This window comes from Paenibacillus sp. JNUCC32, from assembly GCF_014863545.1.
GTDB lineage: Bacteria > Bacillota > Bacilli > Paenibacillales > Paenibacillaceae > Paenibacillus_AQ > Paenibacillus_AQ lautus_A.
The window spans coordinates 6,194,871-6,219,166 of the sequence record NZ_CP062260.1; the positions used below are offsets into that span (position 1 = coordinate 6,194,871).

Consider the following 24,296-nt stretch of genomic DNA (forward strand, 5'->3'; position numbering starts at 1 on the left):
CAGTTTTTTATTACATGCTTTAAAGGAGAAATAATATGCGAAAAGCTTACAAAATGGCACTCGGAGTGCTTATTGTAGGAAGCAGTATTTTTGTAGGTTCGTTTCTGAATTTCCAAGTAACAGGCGCAGGCACAACCCCCGGCACCACCGACGACCCAGTCGTCACCAAGAGTTACGTAGACCAACAAATCCAGCAAGCACTTAATGGAGGTGGTGGGGGGACTACCAACCCAACCAATCCTACCCAACCATCCCAAGGTGCCGATGAAGTCAAGAACGTTGCATTGAAGCCAGGCAAGATTCTAATCGCCGACGCAGGTACGGAATTCATCGTGCGTTCAGGTAACGCTGTGATCTACACAGAAGTCGCTAGCGGCGTTGCGGATCTTACCGATGGTAAAGACCTGTTAAATGGCGAAACGGCGCCTAAGAACCATCTGCTTTCCTTCCCACGTGAAGGTCGCGGTATCCAGGTGAAAGAAGGCCAGACAAGCAATCTGATTGTCATGGTACGCGGCGGGTACACCATCAAATAGTGTCATCAACTAGGGGCGTTAGCCCCTAATAATATTGCCTCTTCCACCAAGTACGTGATAACTTTCGTCCGGTACAATCCTCTTATAATTATTGCCAGTTGTGACAACGTTTTATACGTGTGAGTGCTTTGAAATCGACTCATACTACTTCTGTAAAAACCAATACAGGAGGTGTATTTTCATGGCACGCAGCAGTCGTAATCGTCAAGTGGTTCCGGAAAGTCGTGAAATGCTGAAGCAAATGAAATACGAAATCGCAGCAGAGTTTGGATTACCGGTGGGATATGGCAGCAGCTCGTATGGAGCAGATACGGAATTCGGTTCTGAGCTTGGAGCCATCGGAGGAGGTTCCTCCAGCCGTCGCGCTGGATGGGGGCATCTGACATCCCGCGAGAACGGATCCGTTGGCGGAGAGATCACGAAGCGTTTGGTTCAGAACGCCGAGCAAAGCCTCTTCGGCAGACTGTAGTCATTTTTCGATATAAGACGGAACTTATTCTTGATTAACATTCGATTGAAAAACCCAAGAAAATCCTTGAAAAACAGCTCACTAACTGGATTGACACCTGGTAACAAATAAGTTAATATGCATGTTGAGGATTGTACATTTCAAACCTTTTCCTGTCGGAAAAGGTTCATTTTTTGTGTAGGACCTCTTGATATATCACATACTATTCATATGGGAGGTTGATCTCATGTCTTTAACAGGGCGACGTTTATTTACATCTGAGTCCGTAACTGAAGGACATCCGGATAAAATCTGTGACCAGATTTCTGATGCGGTACTCGATGCTTTTTTGGCTAACGATCCGAACGCACGCGTAGCTTGTGAAGTTTCCGTTGCGACTGGTCTTGTTTTGGTCATTGGTGAAATTAGCACTAAATCTGAATACGTGGATATTCCATCCATCGTACGCAATACCGTGAAGGAAATCGGGTATACCCGTGCAAAATACGGTTTTGATTCCAATACATGCGCGGTGCTGACATCGCTGAATGAGCAATCGGCCGATATTGCACAGGGGGTAAACGCTGCACTGGAGAATCGTGATCCTTCCCAAGTGGACAAGGAAACGGAGAACATCGGTGCTGGTGACCAAGGTCTGATGTTTGGTTTTGCAACGAACGAGACGCCAGAATTGATGCCTCTTCCAATTGCATTGTCTCACCGCATTGCTCGTCGTTTGTCCGAGGTACGTAAAGACGGTACGCTGGATTACCTGCGTCCGGACGGTAAAACTCAGGTAACGATCGAGTATGACGGCAATACGCCGGTCCGCGTGGATACGATCGTGGTATCGACTCAACATGCCGAAGAAGCAACACTGGAGCAAATCCAGAAGGATATTAAAGAACAAGTCATTCTTCCTGTCGTACCGGCTGAATTGCTGGACGCAGAAACCAAATACTTCATCAACCCTACCGGCCGTTTCGTCATCGGTGGTCCTCAAGGCGATGCTGGTCTGACTGGCCGCAAAATCATCGTTGACACTTATGGCGGCTACGCTCGTCATGGCGGCGGTGCATTCTCCGGTAAGGATCCTACAAAAGTCGACCGTTCCGCTGCTTACGCGGCGCGCTACGTGGCTAAAAACCTGGTTGCCGCAGGACTCGCGGACAAGTGCGAAATCCAATTGGCTTACGCCATCGGTGTCGCTAACCCAGTGTCGATCAGTGTCGACACATATGGTACAGGTAAAGTAAGCGAAGAGAAGCTGGTTGAGCTTGTGCGTAACAACTTTGACCTGCGTCCGGCTGGAATCATCCGCATGCTGGATCTTCGTCGTCCGATCTACAAGCAAACGGCGGCGTACGGACATTTTGGACGTACCGACCTGGATCTGCCTTGGGAACGCGTTGACAAAGCCGATGCGCTGAAAGAACAAGCTGGCGTAAAATAAGGTAATTATAGGATATGTTCCGGATATAAAGTTTAGGCATGTGCCGATTCCATTTTTCTTTTGAAAAAGGCACATGCCTTTTTGTGTTTTAAATCCTCTCAAGATGTAGCGATGAAACTGGAGAAGGATTTGAATTTATGACAAAAATGCAATAATTATAATGCCGATATCTAGCGTAGGTATCGGCTATTTTTGATTAATAATTGGTAACAAAGGAATATACTTTATGACAAACTAGTTACTTTTAGATGAAAATATAGTAACATAGGATTGATTTACATAGGCTCCTAAAAAATGCCGCTACAATTTTGCTAAGACTTGGTGTACGATACGCGAAAGTGTTTTTTTTATAACAAATTCGTAACTTTTCCTCAAAAATGAAGTCTATTAAATAGAGACTTTATATGTTCGGCATCCGTGTTGAACGAGAGATGGGAGAGTTACGATTACATGGTTAGTCAGGGGAAAACACTGAAGTCTGCAAAATCAGGCGTGGGCAAGAAATGGTTGATTATCACATTGGCCGGGGTCATCTGGGTGGGCCCTGTGCTAAGCAGCGGTATACCGGTGATAGAGAATCTATCAACTTCTTCGGTAGCATACGCGGCAACCACATCAGCGAAGAAGCTGGGTGAGGAAATCATTACGTCCGGCGCGGTTTTGATGAAGTATCAGTATATCAACAGTGCCGGCGCGAAATCGCTGGCGAATGTCATTCGGGTGGATCTCAACAACAAATATGTGAAGCTGGATGTCATGACAGGGCAAGGCAATCAATTTACAACAAGACAAAGCACGGGCGGAATGGCGAAGGAAAACGGTGCGGTAGCAGCGATCAACGGGGATTTCTTTAACACCGGCAGAGAAGGAGCACCGATGGGCGCTCAGGTCTCGAATGGTCTTTTGATGTCGTCGCCTTCGGATCTTAAAGGCATGTATGCTTTTGCCGTGACGAATGACGGAAAGCCGATCCTGGATGAGTTTGCTTTTTCGGGAAGCATTACCGCTGAGAACGGAACCACATTCCCGCTGGCAGGCATGAACAAAACAGCATATACACCGGAAGGTACCGGATCGAATTACAGCCATGTGAACGCAGCTTATATATACACGAGTGCATGGAAGGCTCTGGAGCGTCCGAAAAACAGCTCAAGCACACCGACCGAAGTGATGGTGACCGACGGGGTCATAACGGATATTTCGGTGATGGCCGGAATACCTACGGCAGTTCCGGAAGGAAGCTACATTCTTCGTACGCATGGCGCCGCTGCCGAGTTCGTGAAGAACAACCTGGCCGTAGGCCAGAGGTTAGAAGCGGATTATGCGCTCGTATCGAAAAAGACCGGTCAAAAGCTGGATCCTACGAATCTGCAGATGATGATTGGCGGCCATACGATACTGGTGGATAACGGCAAAGCGAAGTCCTTTTCAAGAAACGTGAATGATCTCGGAGGCAATCGTGCGCGTACGGCAGTGGGTTACTCCAAAGACGGACGTTACGCCTACCTGATCGCCACGGAGAGCAACGATAACAGCAAAGGCATGACGCTGCAGCAGCTTCAGGATTTCATGACGAAGGTTGGCGTATGGAAGGGAATGAACCTCGACGGCGGCGGATCGACCACAATGGTCAACCGACCATTAGCCGAGATGAATACCCAGTTGACCTTCAACACGGAGTACGGAACGACGCAGCGAAGCATCGTAAATGCACTCGGCGTGTTCTCGACGGCACCTAAAGGCAGCTTGAAGGGCTTGAAGGTAAGCGGCAGCAACACACTTCTGATTGGGCAAATCGGAACATATCAACTCAAGGGCTATGATACTTACTATAATCCCATTGAGGCTGGCTCGATTAAACCGACCTGGAAATCCAGCAATGGCAACCTTGCGGTTAACGGCCAAAGCATAAAAGCAACGAAGCCGGGCACATCGACCCTGACGGCGGTAAGCGGCAGCACCAAAGCGACGATGCAGGTCAAGGTGCTGGGTGCGGATGATCTCGTTGCCTTGACTACAGGCGTTTCCAGTGCACCGCTGCAGGCTGGAACGAGCGTTTCCGTACCGGTAACCGCCGTAACGAGCAACGGCCAAAGCTTGGAGGTTCCGAGCAGTGCGCTGAAATGGGAGTTTATCGGCTTCAAAGGCAGCGTCAAAGACGGCCGCCTGACCGTATCCTCAGTGAACAGCAATACGAAAGTCGGTTATGCCATCGCACGTTATGATGGATTTAGCACAGTCGTTATTTTGTCGGCAGCAGGCGAGAGCACGTGGGAGAACTTCGAGAATGTAAATTACCCGGTGAAGTTCACGACCAACGTGCCTGCAGTTACCGGGACGGCAGCGATCCAAAACGGCAGCGGAACAAGGGCAACCTCCAAAGTCTTGAACCTAACCTATGATATGACAGGCGGGCTGGGACAAAAAATGTACGCTTATGCCGAGCTGAATGGCACGACAGGCAAAACGATTCCTGCACAGGCAACGTCCATGACGATTGACGTGGAGGGAGATAACAGCCTGAACTGGCTGCGTGCGGAGCTCAAGGACAATAACGGGAAAACCGTGTACGTCGATCTGGCTAAGGCGATTGATTGGAGCGGCTGGAAGACGCTGAGCATCGATTTGAGCGGATATAACATTGCGTTCCCGGCCCAAATGAAGCGGTTGTATGTCGTGAACGTGGAAGAGGGCCAGGACGAGCGTGCATTGACTGGGGCCGTGTCTTTTGACGATATTCGCTTCACGATGCCGTCCCTGTCAGGAAATGAAGGACTTCCAACAGGTAAAGCGGTCATGACCATTGGGCAAAAATCGCTCATGCTGAATGGTTCGAAAGTGGCAATCGATTCCGCGCCAATCCTGAAAAACGGAACGACCTATGTTCCGATTAAGCATGTGCTCGACGCCTTCGGCGGGCAAGCGACCTGGAACCAATCCGCGCAGCGGGTAGGCGTTCTGAGAGGCGGCATGCTCATGGAATTGACGGTAGGCAAAAAGGAATTCATCCTCAACGGTAAACGCAGTTCGGCGGCTGTGGCACCTATGGTTCAAGGTGGTAGGACTTTGGTCCCTCTTCGTCTCGTTTCCGAGCAATTAGGCCTTAAAGTAAAATGGGACAAGAACACGAAGACCGTTACGATCGAATCATGATATGGTATGATATGTATATGAAACGTTAGAAATGGAGTAGAGTGCGTGGATTATCAAGCCGATGCCATCGACCGTGTCATAAAAAATGCCATCAAAGTGATGGAGGACAGCAAATACCAAATGTTCGAAATATTGGAGGCGTCGCGGCAGGAGCTCGCGTCTCTCAATCATGAACTGCAGCGGACATTAAAAGAAACGACGGAAACCTTAGAGAAGGTGGATCAGCTGGAGCTGAACTACCGCCGATCCCGGATCCGGCTGACCGAGGTCAGCCGGGATTTCGTCCGGTACAAGGAAGAGGACATCAAGCAGGCGTATGAGAAAGCAACGCAGCTTCAGCTTGACCTCATGATCTACCGGGAGAAGGAAATGTATCTGAAGGCTAGACGAGATGAGCTGCAGAAGCGGGTTCGAAATGTCGAGAACTCGGTGGAGCGCGCAGAATCGATCGGATCTCAGATGGGCGTGGTGTTGGAATACTTGTCTGGCGAGCTGGGCCAGGTATCCCGAATCATCGAATCTGCGAAGAACAGGCAGGTCATTGGACTCAAAATTATTCTGGCGCAGGAAGAGGAACGGAAGCGAATATCCAGAGAGATTCATGATGGACCTGCGCAATTGCTGGCGAATCTGGTTCTTAGGACGGAAATTGTAGAAAGAATGCTTGCAAAGCAGGAATTTAAGATGGTGCAGGACGAAATAGTAGATTTGAAGGGCCAGGTGCGTTCGAGCCTGGAGGAAATGCGAAAAGTTATCTTCAATCTGCGTCCAATGGCACTCGATGATCTAGGATTAATCCCCACACTGCGTAAATATGTGCATGATTATGAAGAGAAATCGAAAATCCGCACGATCTTCGAGACACGGGGGAAAGAGCATCGTCTCTCTTCTGCGATGGAGGCGGCCATCTACCGGTTGGTGCAGGAAGCACTTTCGAATGCTGCAAAACATGCTTACCCGACTTATGTGCTTGTTGAAATCACCTACCAGGCGCAATTGGTCAAAATCGTGGTACAGGACAATGGCCTGGGATTCAATGTCGATTTGCTGGAGCAGAAAAGCAAGGACCACTTTGGGTTAATTGGCATGCGGGAGAGGGTTGAGCTGCTCGAAGGGAGAATGGAGATCGATTCAGCCGAGAATCAAGGAACCAAGATCGTGATTCATATCCCGACGAACGTAGAAAAGAGAAAGGAGTAATCGGATGGAACATTTGGAGAAAGAGAACACGATTATCAAAGTATTATTAGCGGATGACCACCAGCTGTTTAGGGAGGGTCTGAAACGCATACTGAATATGGAGGACGACATTGACGTGATCGGCGAATGCGGCGACGGCATTCAAGTGCTGGAGTTCTGCAACGAAGTGAAGCCGGATATCGTGCTGATGGACATCAACATGCCGACCGAAAACGGCGTTCAAGCGACCGAGAAACTACGTGAAATGTTTCCTGAGATCAAAGTTATTATCCTGTCGATTCATGACGACGAAAGTTATGTGTTTGAAACGCTCCGTAAGGGAGCGAACGGTTACCTCCTGAAGGATATGGAAGCCGAGTCACTGATTAATGCGATTCGTTCGGTACATGAGGGATATGCATTTATCCATCCGAAAGTAACGGGCAAGCTGATCCACCAGCTCCGCCGGATGACGTATGTAAACGAAGCAGGCGCGATGGCGGAGAGCGGTTCGCGTGAAGCTGGAGTCAAGTTTGTGGCAGGCGAGAACAACCCATTGACAAGGCGCGAAGCGGAAGTGCTTAGACTAATGGCCGAAGGCAAGAGCAACAAGATGATTGGGGAATACCTGTTCATTAGTGAAAAAACTGTAAAAAACCACGTCAGCAGCATCCTGCAGAAGATGGAAGTGGACGACCGTACGCAAGCGGTTATCAACTCGATCAAGTATGGTTGGGTGACGTTGTAATCGCCGATCCGAATGCACGGACGCGTCTTATATAGGGAGGGAACTGCCAAGGGCGGTTCCTTTTTGTTATGAGAAATTAGAGGTTTACAGCATAGCTGAACTCTTTCGGTAACTAGCATACATAAAAAACAATTGCTTATACCGCTGCCTGTTATTGATTAAAGTACGAGGGCTTTATTGGTATCGCAAGAACGGCAGCTTATCTTGTAGAGGGAATGTCGAAATGTCTTCCTTATGGCAAATAAGCCGTTCCCGACAAGTTCCGTGTGGGCACCGGTTACATAACTGTCACCGTCCTTTCCTGATCAGCATATATTGTTGATAAGAGAAGGAGGTGAGTCTCATGGTTGCCCAATTGCTGTGGATACTCGCGGTGTACGGGATCGCTGTTGCTCTGGTTCATATCGTGCATGCCCGTCATCTCCGAAGAGCTAGTGAAGGCACGGGGCGGCGCAGACATTATGTGCTGATCACGTCCAACCATGAGCGGCAGGTGGAATGGTATTTGAGAGCCCTTTCCTGGTATGCCCTGCTGAGCGGGACGCGCGTGCGCGTCACCGTCCTTGATGACCAGTCGTATGATGATACGTTAAAGATTGTCAAGAGATTGACTCATTTGTCCGGAATTGAACTGGTATACGGGACTTGGAGATCCGGTGATCCGGCATCACAAGAAACGGATGTCGATCCGAATGAAGATGAAGTCATACGGGTCGATCTGAGAAACCCGATGGAGGCTGTTCAGATTCCATATGTACAGGGATAAACATCGGCAAGTTGTTTTGGTTCACGGGATGATACTCATATTGTTGAAGGCGTGAAGCACACTCCGAGCGTATAGAGAGGGGTGTGCTTTTTGCGTTTATTGGCGTATTGGGGTGGAAGATGTAGAGATCAGATGCTAATAAATCGTAGCTGTGACAGTATTCGACAAAAGGCGTTGTGAAAGGGAGATGTTTTGGTTTGGGTGATCTGAGCGTTGAGGTGAGAAACAAATAGGAAATGGAAGTCACTGCAGTTAGATCAGGACGATTGTGCATCTATATTGATTTGAAACTAACTCAAACTCTGGCTTGAGATTCTATCTTCTATTAGCAGGATCGGCTAAAGGGTTTGAGTTGTTGAAGATGAGGAAGATAGGTATTCGAGAAAGGAGCATAATTAATAGTTATTCACGGAGTTCTATTGAATCTTTCATTCAATGCTTCCCCGACTGGTATTAGATCCACCAAATTTTTTGAACAAGGATTTGAAAAGCAACTGAAGCATGTTGTGAACTACCAAGTTCCAGTACCCATACATGATCTTTTGAGCTGTTTATACGTCTCAATATTGGAGTTGATGTCATGCAGATTGCCATTTATACCATTCGAGAAGCAGAGAAATGGAATTGCTATCTCTCGCTGGATATGAGGGCGGATCTTCAATGGTGGTATGGAAGAATGAGAAAGGCAGATGAAAGGGCTGGTACACCGTTTTTGGTGTTGCTGTCCTCTCGAGCACCACTGGGATGGGCTGTTGAAATCCAAGCGAAATTTCAGCCGGTTCCAGACATGGATCGATGGGAGAGGCCGGATTGGCTGAGATATATGTATCGGGCATTAAGCCCGTTTTTACTGCAAGAGCCGGAGAGCAGCAGATCTAAATGGAGCGTTCTGCTGCAGGAAATCCAACTGTTGGATGGGACATATCTAAGTTCCCTGATCGAGAAGGGAGCCATACTAGTGGGCTGGGATGCACTAGTGCAGCAGGCGGAGCTGCTGATCGAGTGCATGGCCGGACGAGCCTTGCTTGCCGGCGAGGTCGAGGCATTGCTAGGGGAGGTCGCCGTGGGCACCGGCGACTGGCGCGCTGCGGCCCAGCTTGGCGTCCTGTTGGGCCGCCTGCGCTTGGAAGCGGGGCTGGCACAGCCCGACCCGCGCGGAGGGCCCGGCTGGCTCCGCCGCCGGGCCATGGCCCCCCGCTGCCGGCGCTGCGGCAGCGAGGCCAAGAGCCGCACGGCATGCGCCGCGTGCGGCTCGGCGGCTTGCGCCTATTGCGAGGCCTGCCTCGCGATGGGGCGCAGCCGCGCTTGTGCCCTGCTGCTGCATGGCACAGCAGGGTCGGCCGTGCGGGGCACGGCCGGGGGTTCCCCCACCGCGGCCTTGGGCCGGTGGGGGCTTAGCGCAGCGCAGAGCGCCGCCGCTGGCGCTGCGCTGCGGTTTTTGGCGGAGCCGCCCGCAGGGGGCTCCGCGGGGGCTGCCGCCCGGTTTCTCATCTGGGCGGTGACCGGTGCCGGAAAGACCGAAATGATCTTTCCGCTGCTGCAGTCCATTCTGGATGCAGGCGGGCGCGTCTTGGTCGCCGCTCCAAGACGGGATGTGGTGCTGGAGTTGGCACCTCGGTTATCCAAGGCATTTCCCCAAGAGACGGTGGTCACGTTATATGGCGGATGTCCGGAGCGTTGGAAGCGGGGGAGCATCACGCTGGCAACGACGCATCAGCTGCTGCGATTCAGGGGAGCTTTTGATCTGGTCGTGATCGACGAGATTGATGCCTTTCCCTATCATAACGATCCGATGCTGGATTACGCGGCCAAGGGTGCTTGCAAACCAGGAGGGAAATATATCTATCTGTCAGCTACCCCGCCAACGCCTCTACAGCGCGAAGCAGCTGCTGGTCGGTTGCCACATGCGAAAGTTCCCGCACGCTTCCATGGCCATCCATTACCCGTTCCTCAGAAACTGAAAATGTTTGCAGTGAGCCGCTGTCTTCAAGAAAAAAAGCTTTCCCCACTCCTGGTTCGCAGCCTGAGTGCCTCTCTGAGACGTGGAGCTCAAGTGTTCCTGTTCGTTTCCCGGATCAAGCATATTGATCCTATTCTGGAACTGCTCCGCGAGGCGATTGCCCATATGCCGATTGAAGGGACTTCATCCATCGATCCGGAACGGGCGGGCAAAGTGATGGCCTTCCGAAACCGCGAGATTCGCTTGCTGGTGACAACAACCATTCTTGAACGCGGGGTAACGGTTCCTAAGAGTGATGTGTATATTTTGGATGCAGATAGCGAGCTATTTGATGAAGCCGCCTTGATTCAGATGGCCGGTCGTGCAGGTCGATCTAAGGATGATCCAGCAGGACGGGTAGTGTTTGCAGCACCACAATGGACCAGGTGCCAAAGCTCGGCAGTTCGGCAAATCAAGGCGATGAACCGAATCGCTGGTAAGGGCGGGTATTTACGTACAGTTCAAGAGTTGACAGGTAAATAGGAGGGGTGACTGGGAGCAAGCGTGTGGGCGTTAATTATAGTTCTCGTACTCCTGATGTAATCTCAGGGTACCTTATGGAATCTAATAGATTCACATAGATTCACATAGATACTTTTTAGCTCCCATACATTCTCGTCTCTCATGGATACTCGTATCCTTCCATAGACTCTTATAGTCTATAGGATTTCTTAGATCCCCTTAGATTCCCTTAGATTCCCAGTGCTTCTCATAGTTCTCAGATTCCTATAATTCCAAACCACCTTACATAACGGGATAATAGATGACCGAGATGACTGTTGGGGACATGGTAATGGATCGAGAGCTTCAACAGCTCCTGTGCATGGGGGATTTAGTGACTAATTTACATCCGAATCGAGAGTTCGCTGTCAAAGCGAAAGTAAATATTAATCCTGAATCATTTAACTCATTCAATAATAAGCGAAATAAAGGTTATATCAGTGGCCGCAATGGCGATATGTACGTACTGTTTGTCCACTCTGCAGTCTTTTATCCGCTGAGGGGCATTCTTTTTTCAATCTAACCAAGAAAGGAAGGTTTGTATTTGATATCCAACGTTTTTAGTCAGTTGATCGGACACATGCATCGAATGCTTAAACCGATTGACGAGATCTGCCTCACTTGCGGGAAGATAGGTTCATGTAACCAGGAACTTCCGGGGATATGCCATGCTTGTTATCGGCAGATCCCATGGATTTTCAAACCCCGATGCTTGCGATGCGGGCGGGGAATCGGTTGTCCTGACTGTACTCGATTAGGCATGAACGATCGGAGCTTTGTTTTGAATCGGAGTGCGGTAACCTATGACGCGCAGATGAGGGAGTGGCTGGCCCAGTATAAATATAGGGGGAATGAGCGGTACGCGCCTCTTTTGGTCGAGATGCTGCTGCGAGCCTATACGATGTTCTATCGAGAGACCAACGTCCGTATGTTTGATCCTCGTTTGAGGAACGCTCGTAGTGTGCCTTGGAGCATACATGCCGTCACTTCGGTCCCGGTTAGCCAGGAAAGGCTGCGGGAGAGGGGGTTCAATCAAGCGGAAGTGCTGGCTATGGGGCTTGCCGCTAGCATTAAAACTCCTTATGCTCCGCTGCTGGAACGTAACCGTCACACGGATAAACAGAGTTTTAAGAGCCGGATGGACAGACTAAAGGATATGGAGGGTGTTTTTGGCGCGTTACAGCAAGCACCCGAAGTGTTGTGGTCTATAAGTAAGCGGGGTGCAGCGAATATCGGTTCTCCAGAGAGGATATCTCGGATCATAGGGCCTCTCCGTATATTACTTGTCGATGATATCTATACCACCGGCAGTACGATTAACGCTTGTGCGCAGGTTTTGCGAGGATACGAACCCTTCTTGGAAATGCCCATCGAGATTTATAGTTTAACCTGGGCGCGCTCATAAACAACCGAAATAGGAAAAATATGTGGATTCTCCTTTCGAATGATAGACGTAAGCCGTCAGATAATGTAATCTAGGGGTATCAAAGGTTCTATGTGGCATGGAGGTTGTTAAGCATGAATTTGGGGAATTGCCCTCGGTGCGGCAAGTTATATACGGTGAATATTCGGGAAATGTGTCCTGAATGCATGAAAGTGATTGAGAAGGAATACGAGAAATGCGCAACCTTCCTGCGTGAGCAAAAAGGCGCAACCATCCATGAGGTATCTGAGGCTACGGAAGTATCCGTGCGGCAGATTACGAAGTTTATCAAGGAAGGCCGGATCTCGATTGCGAACGCTCCGAACCTGGCGTATCCTTGCGAAGTGTGCGGAACGTTGATTCGCGAGAGCAATATGTGCGAGTCCTGCCGGACCCGATTAACGAGGGAGCTAAGGCAGGCGGCGGCTGGCGACCAGGAACATCAGCCTGGGTCCCGCAAAGATAGAGAGACTTACAGTGCAGTCGATAAACTGCGCAAATACTAACTTTTGAACTATTAACAATGTTTCATATCCGGCCGATAAACTTAGTAAAGCTTATCGGTCTTTTATTTTAAGTGAGGTGAATAGGGCGTGAAGATTAACGAATCGGGACGTGTGAACGGCATCAATTCGTATCAACGGAATATTGAATCTCGGGAGATGCAGCATATCGATAAGAAGAAACGCCGCAAGGATGAAGTATCAATCTCCCCGGAGGCGATGGAACTGAGTGCACAGAGTAAAGTACAGGATCCGGAACGCGCAGAGAAGATCCAGCGTTTGAAGGAAGCTGTAACAAACGGCACATATGAAGTGCCGGTTGACCGTTTGGCAGACAAATTACTCCCGTATTTTCAATCCTACAATAAATCAGGTGAGTCCAAGTGAGTGCTAGATCCATAATCGAATATATGAAGCGTCAGGATGAGCTGCATCAGCAGCTCATAGAAGCAGGGAAAGATAAAAGGCAAGCCATTCTGGATAACGATGTGGAACGTCTTACAGCGGTCATGACCAAGGAGAACCGCCTGCTGAAGCAGGTGGCGGAAACGGAAGCGCTGCGTCAAGGTGCCGGAGATGATTTTTTGCGTGAGAAGGGCATCCGCTCCCAGCTTCAGCTGACGGTTACTGAAATGACTCGTCTTGTATTTAATCCGGATGAAAAAACAGAGCTTCAGGATGTGCAGCAGCAATTGATGGACAGGCTCATGGAGCTCAAAGAACTGAATGCCATGAACCGGGAATTGATTGAGCAGTCACTGGCATTCATAGATTATAGTTTGAATTTATTAGTCAGCCGTCCGGAGGATGATATGCTTTACCGGCATCCGCAACATCAGAATCCGGCGGGCAAAGGCCGAAGCATGTTTGATACCAGGGCATAAGCAGAAAGGAAAATGTAGATGAGATCCACATTTCATTTGCTCGAAATCGGAAAGAGGGGCTTGATTGCCCAGCAAGCTGCGCTTAACACAGCTGGTCATAACGTTACGAACGCGAATACGCCGGGATATTCCCGCCAGACAACCCGCCTGGTTGCAGCTAACCCGATCGCTTTTCCGGGATTGCAGCGCTCTCAAGCGGCTGGTCAGCTCGGGATGGGCGTAGAAGCGGAGAGTATTCAGCGCGTTCGGGATTTCCTGCTGGATATCGAATACCGCAATCAGAACACGAATTTGTCGACATGGAGCGTTCAGCAAGAGACGCTTTCAAATATTGAGGGGATTTTTAATGAGCCTTCGGACAGCAGTTTGAGCGCAAGCATTGCGGAGTTTTGGACGGCTTGGCAGACGCTGAGCAAGAATCCAAGCGACACCGATTTGTCCGCCCGGATGGCGGTTCAGCAGAAAGCGATTGCTTTGACGGAGACATTTAACCATATTTACTCCCAATTGGATACGCTCAGCAACAACTTGACGTCCCGCATCGACACCAAGGTAGCGGAAGCTAACAATTATATTGAGCAAGTGGCAGAATTAACGCAAAGCATTAAACGGATTGAGGGTCTTGGCGATAACGCAAACGATCTGCGCGATAAGCGGGATCTGCTCGTTGATCAGCTGTCATTGCTCGGAAACGTCAATGTCACGGAGACCGGTGACGTTTATCAAGTGACGTTTGGCAACCAGGTCGTGGTTGACGATATGACGTTCACCCCGATTACGAACGCAATTGCCGGCGCATTGACCGGCGGGGAGATTGCTGGTTATGTAACCTCCCGTGATGTGCATGTTCAAGGGTATATCACACAGTTGAACATTATGGCCAATACGCTGGCTACCGGCAAAGTGGAAGTGACACTGCCGGCTGGAACGATTCTTCCACCAGGTGTCAACATACCGAATGCGGTTATGGATGCGAATAATCCGCGTAAACTCGCCGCGGATACCAAGCATACCGTAGACGGTCTCAATGGGTTGCATAAGCTGGGTTACACTCTGAATGAGCCGGCGACAACCGGCGGCGACTTCTTTGTCTCTGCTAATGGAGGGCCGATTACAGCGGGGAATATGAGGCTTAGCCAGACCATTCAATCGGATCTGAAGAACATCGGCGCCTCCCTGCGGACCGAAATGAAGACTGATCCGGTGAACGGTACGACATCCGAGGTGGTATTGAAAGGAAACGGCGGCATGGCGCTTTTGATCGCGCAACTGTCAGAACGTACGTTTAATTTCAATCCGAACAACAACAATGGTTCAGTCACGGATATCACTAATTTTGAAGGATATCTGCAGTCCGTTATCTCCAAATTAGGTACGGACAGCAGTAATGCCATTAAGATGGTGGAGAACGGCACGTTGTTGGTTGAGCATGCGGATACACTCCGCCTATCGATTAGCAGTGTATCGCTTGACGAAGAGATGTCGGATCTCATTCGTTTCCAGCATGCTTACAGCGCTTCATCTCGTGTAGTCACTACCATTGACGAGATGCTGGACAAATTAATTAACGGTACCGGCATTGTCGGCAGATAGGAGGAATAAATCATGCGCATAACTCAATCTATGATGACTAGCTCCATGATGAGTGGCCTGCAAGGCAACTACCGCAGACTGGACAAATACCAGGAGCAAATGATGACCCAGCGCCGGATTAACCGTCCTTCCGACGATCCGGTGGGTGTTGCAAGTGCTCTCCAATACCGTGGTCAGATCACGGCTACAACGCAGTTTGAGCAAAATGCTGAGGATGCGGATTCGTGGTTGAAATATGGAGATACGGTTCTAACAGAGACAACGCAGATTATACAACGATTGGCTGATCTTGCTGTCCAAGGTGGAACTGATACTGTACCAGCCGATGCACGTAAAAATATTGCCGAGGAAGTAGAACAATTGTATGAACAGCTTGTTTCTCTCGGTAACTCCCAATTTAAGGGGAAGTATATTTTTAATGGTGATCGAATTGATCAAAAACCATTCCCAGATGATCCGTCTCAAACAGCCTATACTTTGGATCAAGGTGAGGTTAAATATCAGGTTGGTGCTGGGATTACCGTATCAGTAAACACATTAGGAGAGCAAGTTTTTGGTGCTTATGGGGATGCAACTGGTATATATGCAGTTGTAGATAATTTTAAAAAGGCGTTGTTAGCAAACGATACTGCAGAAATTCAGAAGGCTATTCCTTCCCTCCAAAATAATTTGGAGACAGTTATTACAGCCCAATCTGAAATTGGTGGTAAACAAAATCGGTTGGAATTCACATTAAGTAGACTAGGTGATCTGAACATTAATTACATGGATCTGCAGTCCAAGGTGGAGGATGCTGATATCTCCAAGGTAATTATCGGCCTTAAGACGTCGGAAAGCGTTTATCAGGCTTCGCTCGATACAATGGCCCGCATTATACGTCCAAGCTTGATGGATTTTCTAAGATAAGGGGGGGTTGAATGAATATCCCTCGTATTCAGATTCAACAAGGATATTCACGATTGGGGCTTGAAATAACAGAAGGACGACAGAGCATAGAGCAGCCTAGACCCTCTCTAAATATGAAACAACAGCGTGGTGTACTTGAAATGGAACAGACTAGGTCCGTTCTTGAAATCGATTCGAGGAAAGCCTGGTCCGCACTCGGCAGGGCTCGATTTGAAGAAATGACGGACCGGATCGCACAATCATCCCTTCAGATTTCCATGCATAATATTGCGGAAATCGCTCGTAACGGGGACCGAATGATGGCTTTTCATGAAGGTGGCAACGTATTTGCTGAAATTGCACGAGATAATGTGTTTAAGGACAGGCCGAGAGTCGAGTTGGCTGGAGAACCAGGGTACGACAATGTCGAGATTACCTTCACTCCAGGACAAGTGCGTACAAATTATACACCGGGTGGAGTCACGTTTAACCCTGAGACATATAAGCCGGTTATTGATTATTATCCCGGTAAAGTAAATCCATATTTGATTCAACAAAATTTTATATTTATGTCTGCGACGGGTAAACAGCTGGATGCAGTTGTCTGACGGCAGGTATACAATAGCTATAATGGACAAGTGTCATTATAGCTATTGCTGTTAGAAAGGGAGGATTCGAAAATATGATTGTGAATACAAAGAGATTTGGTGCTATAGAGGTCGACGAAAAAGAAGTGATAACGTTCAGGGGGCCCATATTGGGGTTTGGCGGGCTGCAAAAGTATGTTTTTATTCCATCCGAGAACAACGAACACCCTTTTGGGTTTTTACAATCTATAGAGGATGAAAATTTGACCTTTATTGTGACGGACCCTTTTACGTTCTTTAGTGAATATGAGTTTCAGCTGGACCCTCATTGGATAGGAGCTTTAGATATACAGGATAAGGAGTATATTCAGGTGATGGTGATTGTAACTATCCGTTCCGCTGAAGATGTCACCTGCAATCTAAGAGCTCCAATTGTGTTAAATAGAGCCAAAAATATCGCTGCCCAGATCGTTTTGGATCAAGGAAGTCATACAACAAAACAACCATTATCGGGAGGGGGTAGGAAAGGAGGGGATTCCGATGTTAATTCTGTCTCGAAATAAAGGGCAGAAAATTATACTCAACGATAACATTGTCCTCTCCGTTCTTGAAATCAACGGTGACCAGGTCAGAATTGGTATCGATGCCCCTACAAATGTCACAATATACCGGGAAGAGATCTATGACGCAATTAAACAGCAGAATCAGCATGCCATCGAGTTCAACGCCGATATCCAGGAAATTTTGAATCAAGTAGCTAATCAAAAAAAGAATTAAAAATATATAAAAATTATCAAATTATCTATAAACATTGAGACCGATGCGCCGATAAATATAATATAGGTTGGAAGACATAGCAGTGACGGCCGAACGCTATCTTTCGATCATAAATGGGTGAAGCATGGATGCGAATCACCAACACATTCCAAGGAGGAATTTTATCATGCGTATTAACCACAATATCAGCTCGTACAACACTCAGCGTCAATTGACTTTCAACAACAACAGCTCTGCTAAGAACCTGGAGAAACTTTCTTCTGGTTACCGCATTAACCGTGCGGCAGACGATGCAGCAGGTTTGGCTATTTCCGAGAAAATGCGTAACCAAGTTCGCGGTTTGGAGCAAGCTAGCCGTAACGCCTTGGATGGTATTTCTATGATTCAAGTGGCTGAGGGTGCTTTGAATGAAACTCACTCCATGCTTCAACGTATGGGTGAACTTTATACTCAAGCTGCCAACGAAACTTTGACTACTTCGGATGCTAAGAAAATTGAAGATGAGATTGCTCAATTGACTGCTCAAATCGATAGCATTGCTGAGCAAACGAAGTTCAATGGTAGAGAGCTGTTGACCACGGCTGTGGATACTAATCAATTGGATTTCCAAGTAGGTGCTAACGAAGGTGATACTATTACATTGACACTGAGATCGGCACAGGTTGCTGAGCTTGCTATTAATGACTTGAAGGATCTCACACTTATTACTGATGCAGATCAATTGAATGATGAAGTAAAACTGAACTTGACTAAGGTACAAACGGCAATTGACGAAGTATCCGAAATTCGTTCCGGCCTGGGTGCTGTTCAGAACCGCCTCGAGCATACAGTAAACAACTTGGGAACTACGGCTGAGAACCTCCAAGCGGCTGAATCCCGAATCCGTGACGTAGACATGGCTAAGGAAATGAGCGATTTCACAAAGAATAACATTCTTACTCAAGCTGCAACTGCAATGTTGGCTCAGGCTAACCAACAACCACAAGGCATTCTGCAACTGCTTAGATAATTCCAGTAGAATGAGGCCGGCCGGTTTTTCCGGCCGGTTTTTTGCTATAAGAATAGAATTTTATTTGAGTTAGGAGAATTCTAAGATGAAAGTAAGTCATGACTTACCTGCACTTCCTTTCATTAAACAGGAGCAGCTGCCTTCAGTGGTCGGAGAATATTCTTCATCTTTGTTTAAGACTCATCAGCAAGATCGTGCGCTGCCAGTTGATGACAAGGAATTAGAGAATCTTGTTAATAGAGCGAATAAGACCTTAAATGATCTTGATACGGAAGTAAAGGTATCTTTTCATGAAGGTACTAATCAGATGATGATTAAGGTGGTAAACTCTAAAACTCATGAGGTTTTGAAAGAAATTCCACCCGAAAAATTAATTGATCTAGTTTACAATCTTTGTGAACTAGCTGGGCTATTTACTGATCGTAGAATTTAAGGGGTGATAACTATGACTATCAGAATCAGCGGTATGGCCTCAGGTATGGATATTGACAAGATCGTATCTGACTTAATGAGGGCAGAGAAATTACCTGCTACAAAGGTATACCAGCAAAAACAAACAATTATTTGGACAAGAGATCAGTATCGTAATGTGAATACTATATTGTCGAAATTGGCGAATGCTGCAGATAAACTGAGATTTTCTTCTAACTTTACGAAACTTACAGCCAATTCAAGTAATTCATCTGTAGTAGAGGCGACCATGAAATCTGGAGCCAAGGAAGCTTCCTACAGCATTCAGGTTAACAGAATGGCAACATCTGCTACAATGATCGGAGGCGAGCTTTCAAGCGGCGGCTTGACAGGTACAATTACTATTTCCAATGGAACCGATAGTAAGAACATTACTTTGGACTCCAAAACTCCTCAAAATGTAATTGATGAGATTAATAAGTCTAGTTTAGGAATTCGGGCAAGCTATGATTCCGTCAATAATCGGATCTCATTAGTTTCAAGTTCCATCGGGGATAAATCGCAAATTACGTTAGCTGGAGACACTCAACAATTAGGCTTCCAAGCAGGAACGATACGTGGTGATAATGCGGAGGTATTGGTGAATGGGCAAAAGGTTGAAATCTCAAACAATATTTTAGAACTGGATGGAGTTTCCTTGAAGTTAAAGGGGGTCTCTTCAGGTTCAGTACTTGTAAATGTAACAAAGGAAACAACTTCTGTCAAAAACACGATAATGGATTTTGTTAATTTGTATAATGAGACCATTGATTCTCTTCGTGCTAAATCATCAGAATCGGTATTTCGAGATTATAAGCCTCTGCTCGATGAAGAAAAGGACGCAATGAGCGAGAAGCAAGTTGAATTGTGGGAAAATAAAGCGAAAAGCGGTCTTTTGAGAAATGATAGCATTATTGAAGATACTATTAATTCTCTTAGAAATGGATTGTCTAAGGCGCTTAATACTACTGGGACGTTTAAATCTTTAAGTGACATCGGTATTAGCTTTAAGTCATTTATGGACGGTGGGGTTAGTGAACTTGGTAAATTAAAGATAGATGAAGCTAAACTAGAACAAGCGATAAACGATCATCCTGAAGATGTAATTAACTTATTTACCCAGTTGCCTACCGCAGATAAAACTTCAAGTGAATATTTTGAACAGACGGGATTTGCAGACCGAATCTACCAGTCACTTCAAAAACAAAGCGCTAAGATTATTAAGAAGATTGGTAACGGTATAAATAGTGAGACTATTGATGACAGCTATTATGGAAACTTACTGAAGAACTTGAATTCAAAGATTGTTACACTGGATGATCGGCTAGAGAGAATTGAAGATCGATACTATAAGCAATTTACTGCCATGGAAAAAGCGCTGCAGCAGCTAAACAGCCAAGGTTCGTGGCTAGCACAGCAATTAAGTATGTAACAAATACGTAAAATATTGAGGAGAATAACTATGATGAAGCAGAATTATCAACTTCACTATCAAAAGGTTAGAGTAGAAACTGCTGGTCCAGGGGAGCTTACGCTTATTTTGTATGAGGAATTGTACAAAAGTCTTAATTTAGCCAGAAGTCAATTTGAGAATGGTGATATTGAGCAATGCAGGCATAATATTTACCGTTCCCGTGATATCCTTCAGGAACTTCTAGTTACCCTCAATATGGATTACGATATTTCAAAACAGCTTTACCAACTGTATGATTATTATTTAAGACGGTTGAGTGACTTTATTGTTAAAAAAGATATTGAAATATTGAATGATGTGATCGATTTTGCAAAAGGAATGGTAGAAACCTGGAGACAGGCATTACAAATTGTAAAAAGCGGTAATGAGTAATGAATCAAAATGAAGCAACGATTATTTTGCATGAAATTATGGGGCTGTATGACAAACATCTCCGCCGTTTTGATGTGTCTTCTTACTTAGAAGAGGCGGAGGAAATCGATTCTCTTTATCACAAATTATTCGACATAAATACCCATGATTTCAGTGATTTGGAAAAATGGAAGATACAGTGTGAACAGGTGTATAAAATACACAATACAATAAACACACTAGTGACCCAAAAAATGGCGGAAATGCGTCGTGCTAGGAAGTTGAACTACGGAAACCAAGTGAATCCAGAGGCCTTTTATATTGACCGTAAGGGGTAAAAGCATGTTTAGAGGGTGAGGAAAAAGTATGCATATTAAACGTTTATTGGTAAGTCTTATGGTAATGACTGTTATCTTTGCTGGTTTGCAGCTGGCTCCAGATTCAGCGTCAGCGAATAACTATTTGACAGTAAACAAAACTGTTTCTCCGTCAAGTATTCTTGAGGGGGAAGAAGTTGAAGTTAGTCTTGATATAACAGGTACCCCGCCTGTTGATGTGGTATTGCCGAATGATGTGGTCTTGATTATCGATAGATCAGGAAGTATGGGTACTCAAAAGATGGAGGATGCCAAAAACTCGGCAAAAGGGTTTATAGATTTAATGGATTTTTCCAAACACCGTGTCGGCATTGTCGATTATAGCGATACTTCACGTACCTTCGATTTAACAACGGATACGGCTGCAGCTAAAAACTATATATCTAGTCTTAAATCAGGTGGAGGAACTGCCACAGGAGATGCTATTTTAAAAGCAAAGGAAATGCTTCAAAATCACAGAGACGATGCTCAACCAGTTATTGTACTTCTAACGGATGGCGATGCAACGATTCCGACTTCAAACCCTTATCAATTCGCCTTAGATTCAGCAAATGAAGCTAAGGAGGCAGGTATTGTTTTCTATACGATCGCATTACTTGAGACAAACGCTAATCCAGAAACCAGCGGTCCTAACTTATTAATGAAAGAGATGGCTACGACAGCGCATCACCATCACTTTGTATTAGGATCCGTTGGTTTATCGGATATTTATGCTGCGATTGTTCAGGAGATCGGATTAGCAAGTGCTTATGACGTAGTTGTGAATGATGTAATCTCTGACAAGTTCGAAATAGTTCCAGGTTCATATGATAATAATATACCTCGTCCTACTGTGGATGGGAATAAGTTATCATGGAGTTTTCTGGAAATGAAAAAAGATACCCTTACGTTTACATATAAAATTAGACATAAGAAAGATAGTGGGGTAGGGAGTCTCCCTGTGAACGCTAGTGGTTCAACCATCACATATAAAGATTACACGGGGGCTTCGAAACAGGCAGCTATTCCTAATCCTCTAGTTACGGTTAAATATCCTGCACCGATTATTACTTCCGTCACTCCAGGAGAGGGTAAAGTTACTGGTGGCGAAACAGTAACTATAACGGGTGAATTTTTTAGAGATAAGGCTAGAGTGTCGTTTGCTGGAACGTACTCATCTAAGGTTGACTATATAAGCCCAACAGAAGTAAAGGCGCTTGTACCAGCAGGATATCAAGGTACAGCCGAACTTAGACTTGTTAATACAGACGGACAAGCAGCCGTTGCGACTTATATTTATTATGATAACCCGTTAATTACATCTGTATCACCTAATAATGGGGCATTAGAAGGAAATACAGTTGTACAAGTTAGAGGAAGTGCCTTCATGAAGGGGGCAAAGGTTAAATTTGGAGACACATATTCTCCTAGTGTGACATTTAATAATAGTAGTTATCTTTCTGCGAGAACACCTGCAGGAATCGCTCCCGGAACAGTAGATGTAACTGTTGAAAATCCGGACGAAAGAACGGCTACCCTGCCTCAATCGTTTACTTATAATGAACCGCCTAAAATGACCATTAGCTCTATCTCGCCAGAGAAGGGGCTTGTAACAGGCGGTGAAACAATTACGGTCATTGGTACATTGATTCAGCCTGGCACCAAAGTTTTCTTTGGGGATATAGAGGGTAGCAACTATAAATATTCAAGCATTACTTCCATGGTAGTTAATGCTCCGGCAAATCCGATTGCAGGTCCGGTTGATGTAAGGGTTGAAGGGCCTGATGGATATTCTGTAACACTGCCATTGGCATATACTTATGAAACCCTACCTCCTCCACCTGCACCGACTATTAAGATTATAACCCCTGCAGAAGGGAAACTTGCTGGTGGAGACTCAATTTATGTCGATGGAAGCGGATTTCAGTCGGGAGTAATGGTTTTCTTTGATGACATGGAAATCACACAAGCAACATTTATCAATTCTTCTAGAATTCGAGTTATCACGCCTCCTTGGGCTGTAACAGGAAAAGTAAGTATTACAGTTATTAATCCTGACCAACAGACTGCAAGCTTATCTGATGCATTTGAATATCTTCCACCCCCACCAGCTCCGGAACCGACTTTAAAAGCTGTGACACCGGGGAATGGTCCATTCACAGGCGGAAACAGAGTGTATGTTGATGGTTCAAACTTTGTAAATGGTGCTCAGGTCTATTTCAATGATCAAGCAGTCGCTACAACTTTTGTTAATGCTACTCGACTATCAATTACAGCACCTCCAGCAACGATTCAGGGCTATGTGAATGTAAAAGTTATAAATCCTGATAATAAATCAGTTGAAAAAGAAAATGCATACTCGTATGATCCACCAATTATTATTCCTGCTCCTGAAATTACATCCATTTCTCCTAATTTGGGGTTAACTACAGGAAACTACATCATAGATATTTACGGGAAGGAGTTCCAAAAGAATGCTACGGTAACTATTGGAGCAAACCAAATCAATCTCTATTCCTATGTGAATTCTACCAGGGTTAGAGTTATGGTTCCAGCTTCATCAATTGTTGGAGCTGTGGATGTAACAATCACGAATCCAGATGGCCAGAGTCATACTGTACAGAACGGGTTCACCTATGAAGAGCCGAAACTCACAGTAACTAGAATAACTCCTGGTAATGGGCCGCTAGCCGGGAATACATCTGTGTATGTTGACGGAGCTAATTATGATCCAGGTATGACTGTTACTTTTAATGGACAGCCGATAAGCTTTACGTACGTTAATAATACGAGAATTCGTATTATTACTCCGGCTGGTACAGTTTCGGGTCCTGTTCCGATAGTATTGACTAGTCCAGCAGGAACAACAGCTTCAATCGAGTTTATTTATGATGCTCCTCCTCCAATACCAGATCCTACTATTACAAAATTATCAGTTACTAGTGGTTCTATTGCTGGCGGGTATACGCTGTATGTAGACGGTTCAGCGTTTCAAAATGGTGCAACTATTGATTTTGGTGGAACTAATATTATTCCGCAGTTTGTTAATAATACTCGATTTAAAATTACTGTTCCTCCAGCAGCAGGGCCTGGTGTAATCTCAGTTAAAGTAATAAATCCTGATGGAAAAGTAAGTAATTCGAAGGATTTTGAGTATAAGTAATAGTTGATAGATAACTTGGAAAGGTACCTCATTGGTACCTTTCCTTTTTTAGCTTATT

23 protein-coding genes are annotated in these 24,296 nt (G+C 46.2%); all 23 read left to right on the forward strand.

Annotation, left to right across the window (positions count from 1 at the left end; genetic code table 11):
* Positions 1–35 precede the first annotated feature (35 nt).
* The 23 genes from JNUCC32_RS27345 to JNUCC32_RS27455 all read left to right on the forward strand — a co-directional run bounded on the left by JNUCC32_RS27345 (position 36) and on the right by JNUCC32_RS27455 (position 24,238).
* Complete coding sequence (locus tag JNUCC32_RS27345; RefSeq protein ID WP_192570400.1) at positions 36–536, forward strand: hypothetical protein; 501 nt, start codon at positions 36–38, stop codon at positions 534–536.
* Positions 537–717: 181 nt separating this feature from the next.
* Positions 718–1,005, forward strand: a complete 288-nt coding sequence (locus tag JNUCC32_RS27350; RefSeq protein ID WP_015737730.1) for an alpha/beta-type small acid-soluble spore protein — start codon at positions 718–720, stop codon at positions 1,003–1,005.
* 226 nt (positions 1,006–1,231) lie between these two features.
* Positions 1,232–2,437: a methionine adenosyltransferase gene (gene metK / locus JNUCC32_RS27355; RefSeq protein WP_192570401.1), complete on the forward strand. Its 1,206-nt coding sequence runs from the start codon at positions 1,232–1,234 to the stop codon at positions 2,435–2,437.
* A gap of 450 nt (positions 2,438–2,887) precedes the next feature.
* Positions 2,888–5,590 carry a stalk domain-containing protein gene (locus JNUCC32_RS27360; protein WP_192570402.1) on the forward strand — a complete coding sequence of 901 codons (2,703 nt, stop codon included), beginning with the start codon at positions 2,888–2,890 and terminating at the stop codon, positions 5,588–5,590.
* 45 nt (positions 5,591–5,635) lie between these two features.
* The gene (locus tag JNUCC32_RS27365; protein WP_009594214.1) at positions 5,636–6,790 is read left to right on the forward strand and encodes a sensor histidine kinase; all 1,155 of its coding nucleotides are present in this window, start codon (positions 5,636–5,638) and stop codon (positions 6,788–6,790) included.
* A 4-nt stretch (positions 6,791–6,794) separates the two neighbouring features.
* Entirely contained in the window at positions 6,795–7,517 is a 723-nt protein-coding gene (locus JNUCC32_RS27370) for a response regulator (protein WP_009594205.1), read from the forward strand.
* A gap of 343 nt (positions 7,518–7,860) precedes the next feature.
* Positions 7,861–8,283, forward strand: coding sequence for a hypothetical protein (locus tag JNUCC32_RS27375; protein WP_015737728.1), 423 nt, complete (start codon positions 7,861–7,863; stop codon positions 8,281–8,283).
* Between the two features lie 580 nt (positions 8,284–8,863).
* Positions 8,864–10,765: a helicase-related protein gene (locus JNUCC32_RS27380; RefSeq protein ID WP_192570403.1), complete on the forward strand. Its 1,902-nt coding sequence runs from the start codon at positions 8,864–8,866 to the stop codon at positions 10,763–10,765.
* Positions 10,766–11,564: 799 nt separating this feature from the next.
* Positions 11,565–12,188, forward strand: a complete 624-nt coding sequence (locus JNUCC32_RS27385) for a ComF family protein (protein WP_228468835.1) — start codon at positions 11,565–11,567, stop codon at positions 12,186–12,188.
* Between the two features lie 113 nt (positions 12,189–12,301).
* Complete coding sequence (locus tag JNUCC32_RS27390; protein WP_009594229.1) at positions 12,302–12,712, forward strand: TIGR03826 family flagellar region protein; 411 nt, start codon at positions 12,302–12,304, stop codon at positions 12,710–12,712.
* Positions 12,713–12,799: 87 nt separating this feature from the next.
* Positions 12,800–13,096 (forward strand): flagellar biosynthesis anti-sigma factor FlgM, encoded by a 297-nt coding sequence (flgM, locus tag JNUCC32_RS27395; protein ID WP_015737724.1) that lies wholly within the window; start codon positions 12,800–12,802, stop codon positions 13,094–13,096.
* Positions 13,093–13,593 (forward strand): flagellar protein FlgN, encoded by a 501-nt coding sequence (locus JNUCC32_RS27400; RefSeq protein ID WP_192570404.1) that lies wholly within the window; start codon positions 13,093–13,095, stop codon positions 13,591–13,593. Before flgM ends, JNUCC32_RS27400 begins: the two co-directional genes overlap by 4 nt.
* 18 nt (positions 13,594–13,611) lie before the next feature.
* Positions 13,612–15,186 (forward strand): flagellar hook-associated protein FlgK, encoded by a 1,575-nt coding sequence (gene flgK / locus JNUCC32_RS27405; protein ID WP_192570405.1) that lies wholly within the window; start codon positions 13,612–13,614, stop codon positions 15,184–15,186.
* Between the two features lie 12 nt (positions 15,187–15,198).
* Positions 15,199–16,092, forward strand: a complete 894-nt coding sequence (flgL, locus tag JNUCC32_RS27410; RefSeq protein ID WP_192570406.1) for a flagellar hook-associated protein FlgL — start codon at positions 15,199–15,201, stop codon at positions 16,090–16,092.
* A gap of 11 nt (positions 16,093–16,103) precedes the next feature.
* Positions 16,104–16,679, forward strand: a complete 576-nt coding sequence (locus tag JNUCC32_RS27415; protein ID WP_192570407.1) for a DUF6470 family protein — start codon at positions 16,104–16,106, stop codon at positions 16,677–16,679.
* Between the two features lie 74 nt (positions 16,680–16,753).
* The gene (gene fliW, locus JNUCC32_RS27420; RefSeq protein ID WP_192570408.1) at positions 16,754–17,221 is read left to right on the forward strand and encodes a flagellar assembly protein FliW; all 468 of its coding nucleotides are present in this window, start codon (positions 16,754–16,756) and stop codon (positions 17,219–17,221) included.
* On the forward strand, positions 17,199–17,435 hold the full coding sequence (gene csrA / locus JNUCC32_RS27425; RefSeq protein ID WP_192570409.1) for a carbon storage regulator CsrA: 237 nt from the start codon (positions 17,199–17,201) through the stop codon (positions 17,433–17,435). The genes fliW and csrA overlap by 23 nt, the downstream gene beginning before the upstream one ends.
* 166 nt (positions 17,436–17,601) lie before the next feature.
* On the forward strand, positions 17,602–18,444 hold the full coding sequence (locus JNUCC32_RS27430; RefSeq protein ID WP_192570410.1) for a flagellin N-terminal helical domain-containing protein: 843 nt from the start codon (positions 17,602–17,604) through the stop codon (positions 18,442–18,444).
* An 85-nt stretch (positions 18,445–18,529) separates the two neighbouring features.
* Positions 18,530–18,877 (forward strand): flagellar protein FlaG, encoded by a 348-nt coding sequence (locus JNUCC32_RS27435; RefSeq protein WP_192570411.1) that lies wholly within the window; start codon positions 18,530–18,532, stop codon positions 18,875–18,877.
* 12 nt (positions 18,878–18,889) lie between these two features.
* Positions 18,890–20,326, forward strand: coding sequence for a flagellar filament capping protein FliD (gene fliD, locus JNUCC32_RS27440; RefSeq protein WP_192570412.1), 1,437 nt, complete (start codon positions 18,890–18,892; stop codon positions 20,324–20,326).
* Between the two features lie 30 nt (positions 20,327–20,356).
* Positions 20,357–20,740, forward strand: coding sequence for a flagellar export chaperone FliS (gene fliS, locus JNUCC32_RS27445; RefSeq protein WP_228468836.1), 384 nt, complete (start codon positions 20,357–20,359; stop codon positions 20,738–20,740).
* Positions 20,740–21,057 (forward strand): hypothetical protein, encoded by a 318-nt coding sequence (locus JNUCC32_RS27450; protein ID WP_192570413.1) that lies wholly within the window; start codon positions 20,740–20,742, stop codon positions 21,055–21,057. Before fliS ends, JNUCC32_RS27450 begins: the two co-directional genes overlap by 1 nt.
* 28 nt (positions 21,058–21,085) lie before the next feature.
* Positions 21,086–24,238, forward strand: a complete 3,153-nt coding sequence (locus JNUCC32_RS27455) for a choice-of-anchor Z repeating domain-containing protein (protein WP_192570414.1) — start codon at positions 21,086–21,088, stop codon at positions 24,236–24,238.
* The last annotated feature ends 58 nt before the right edge of the window (positions 24,239–24,296 follow it).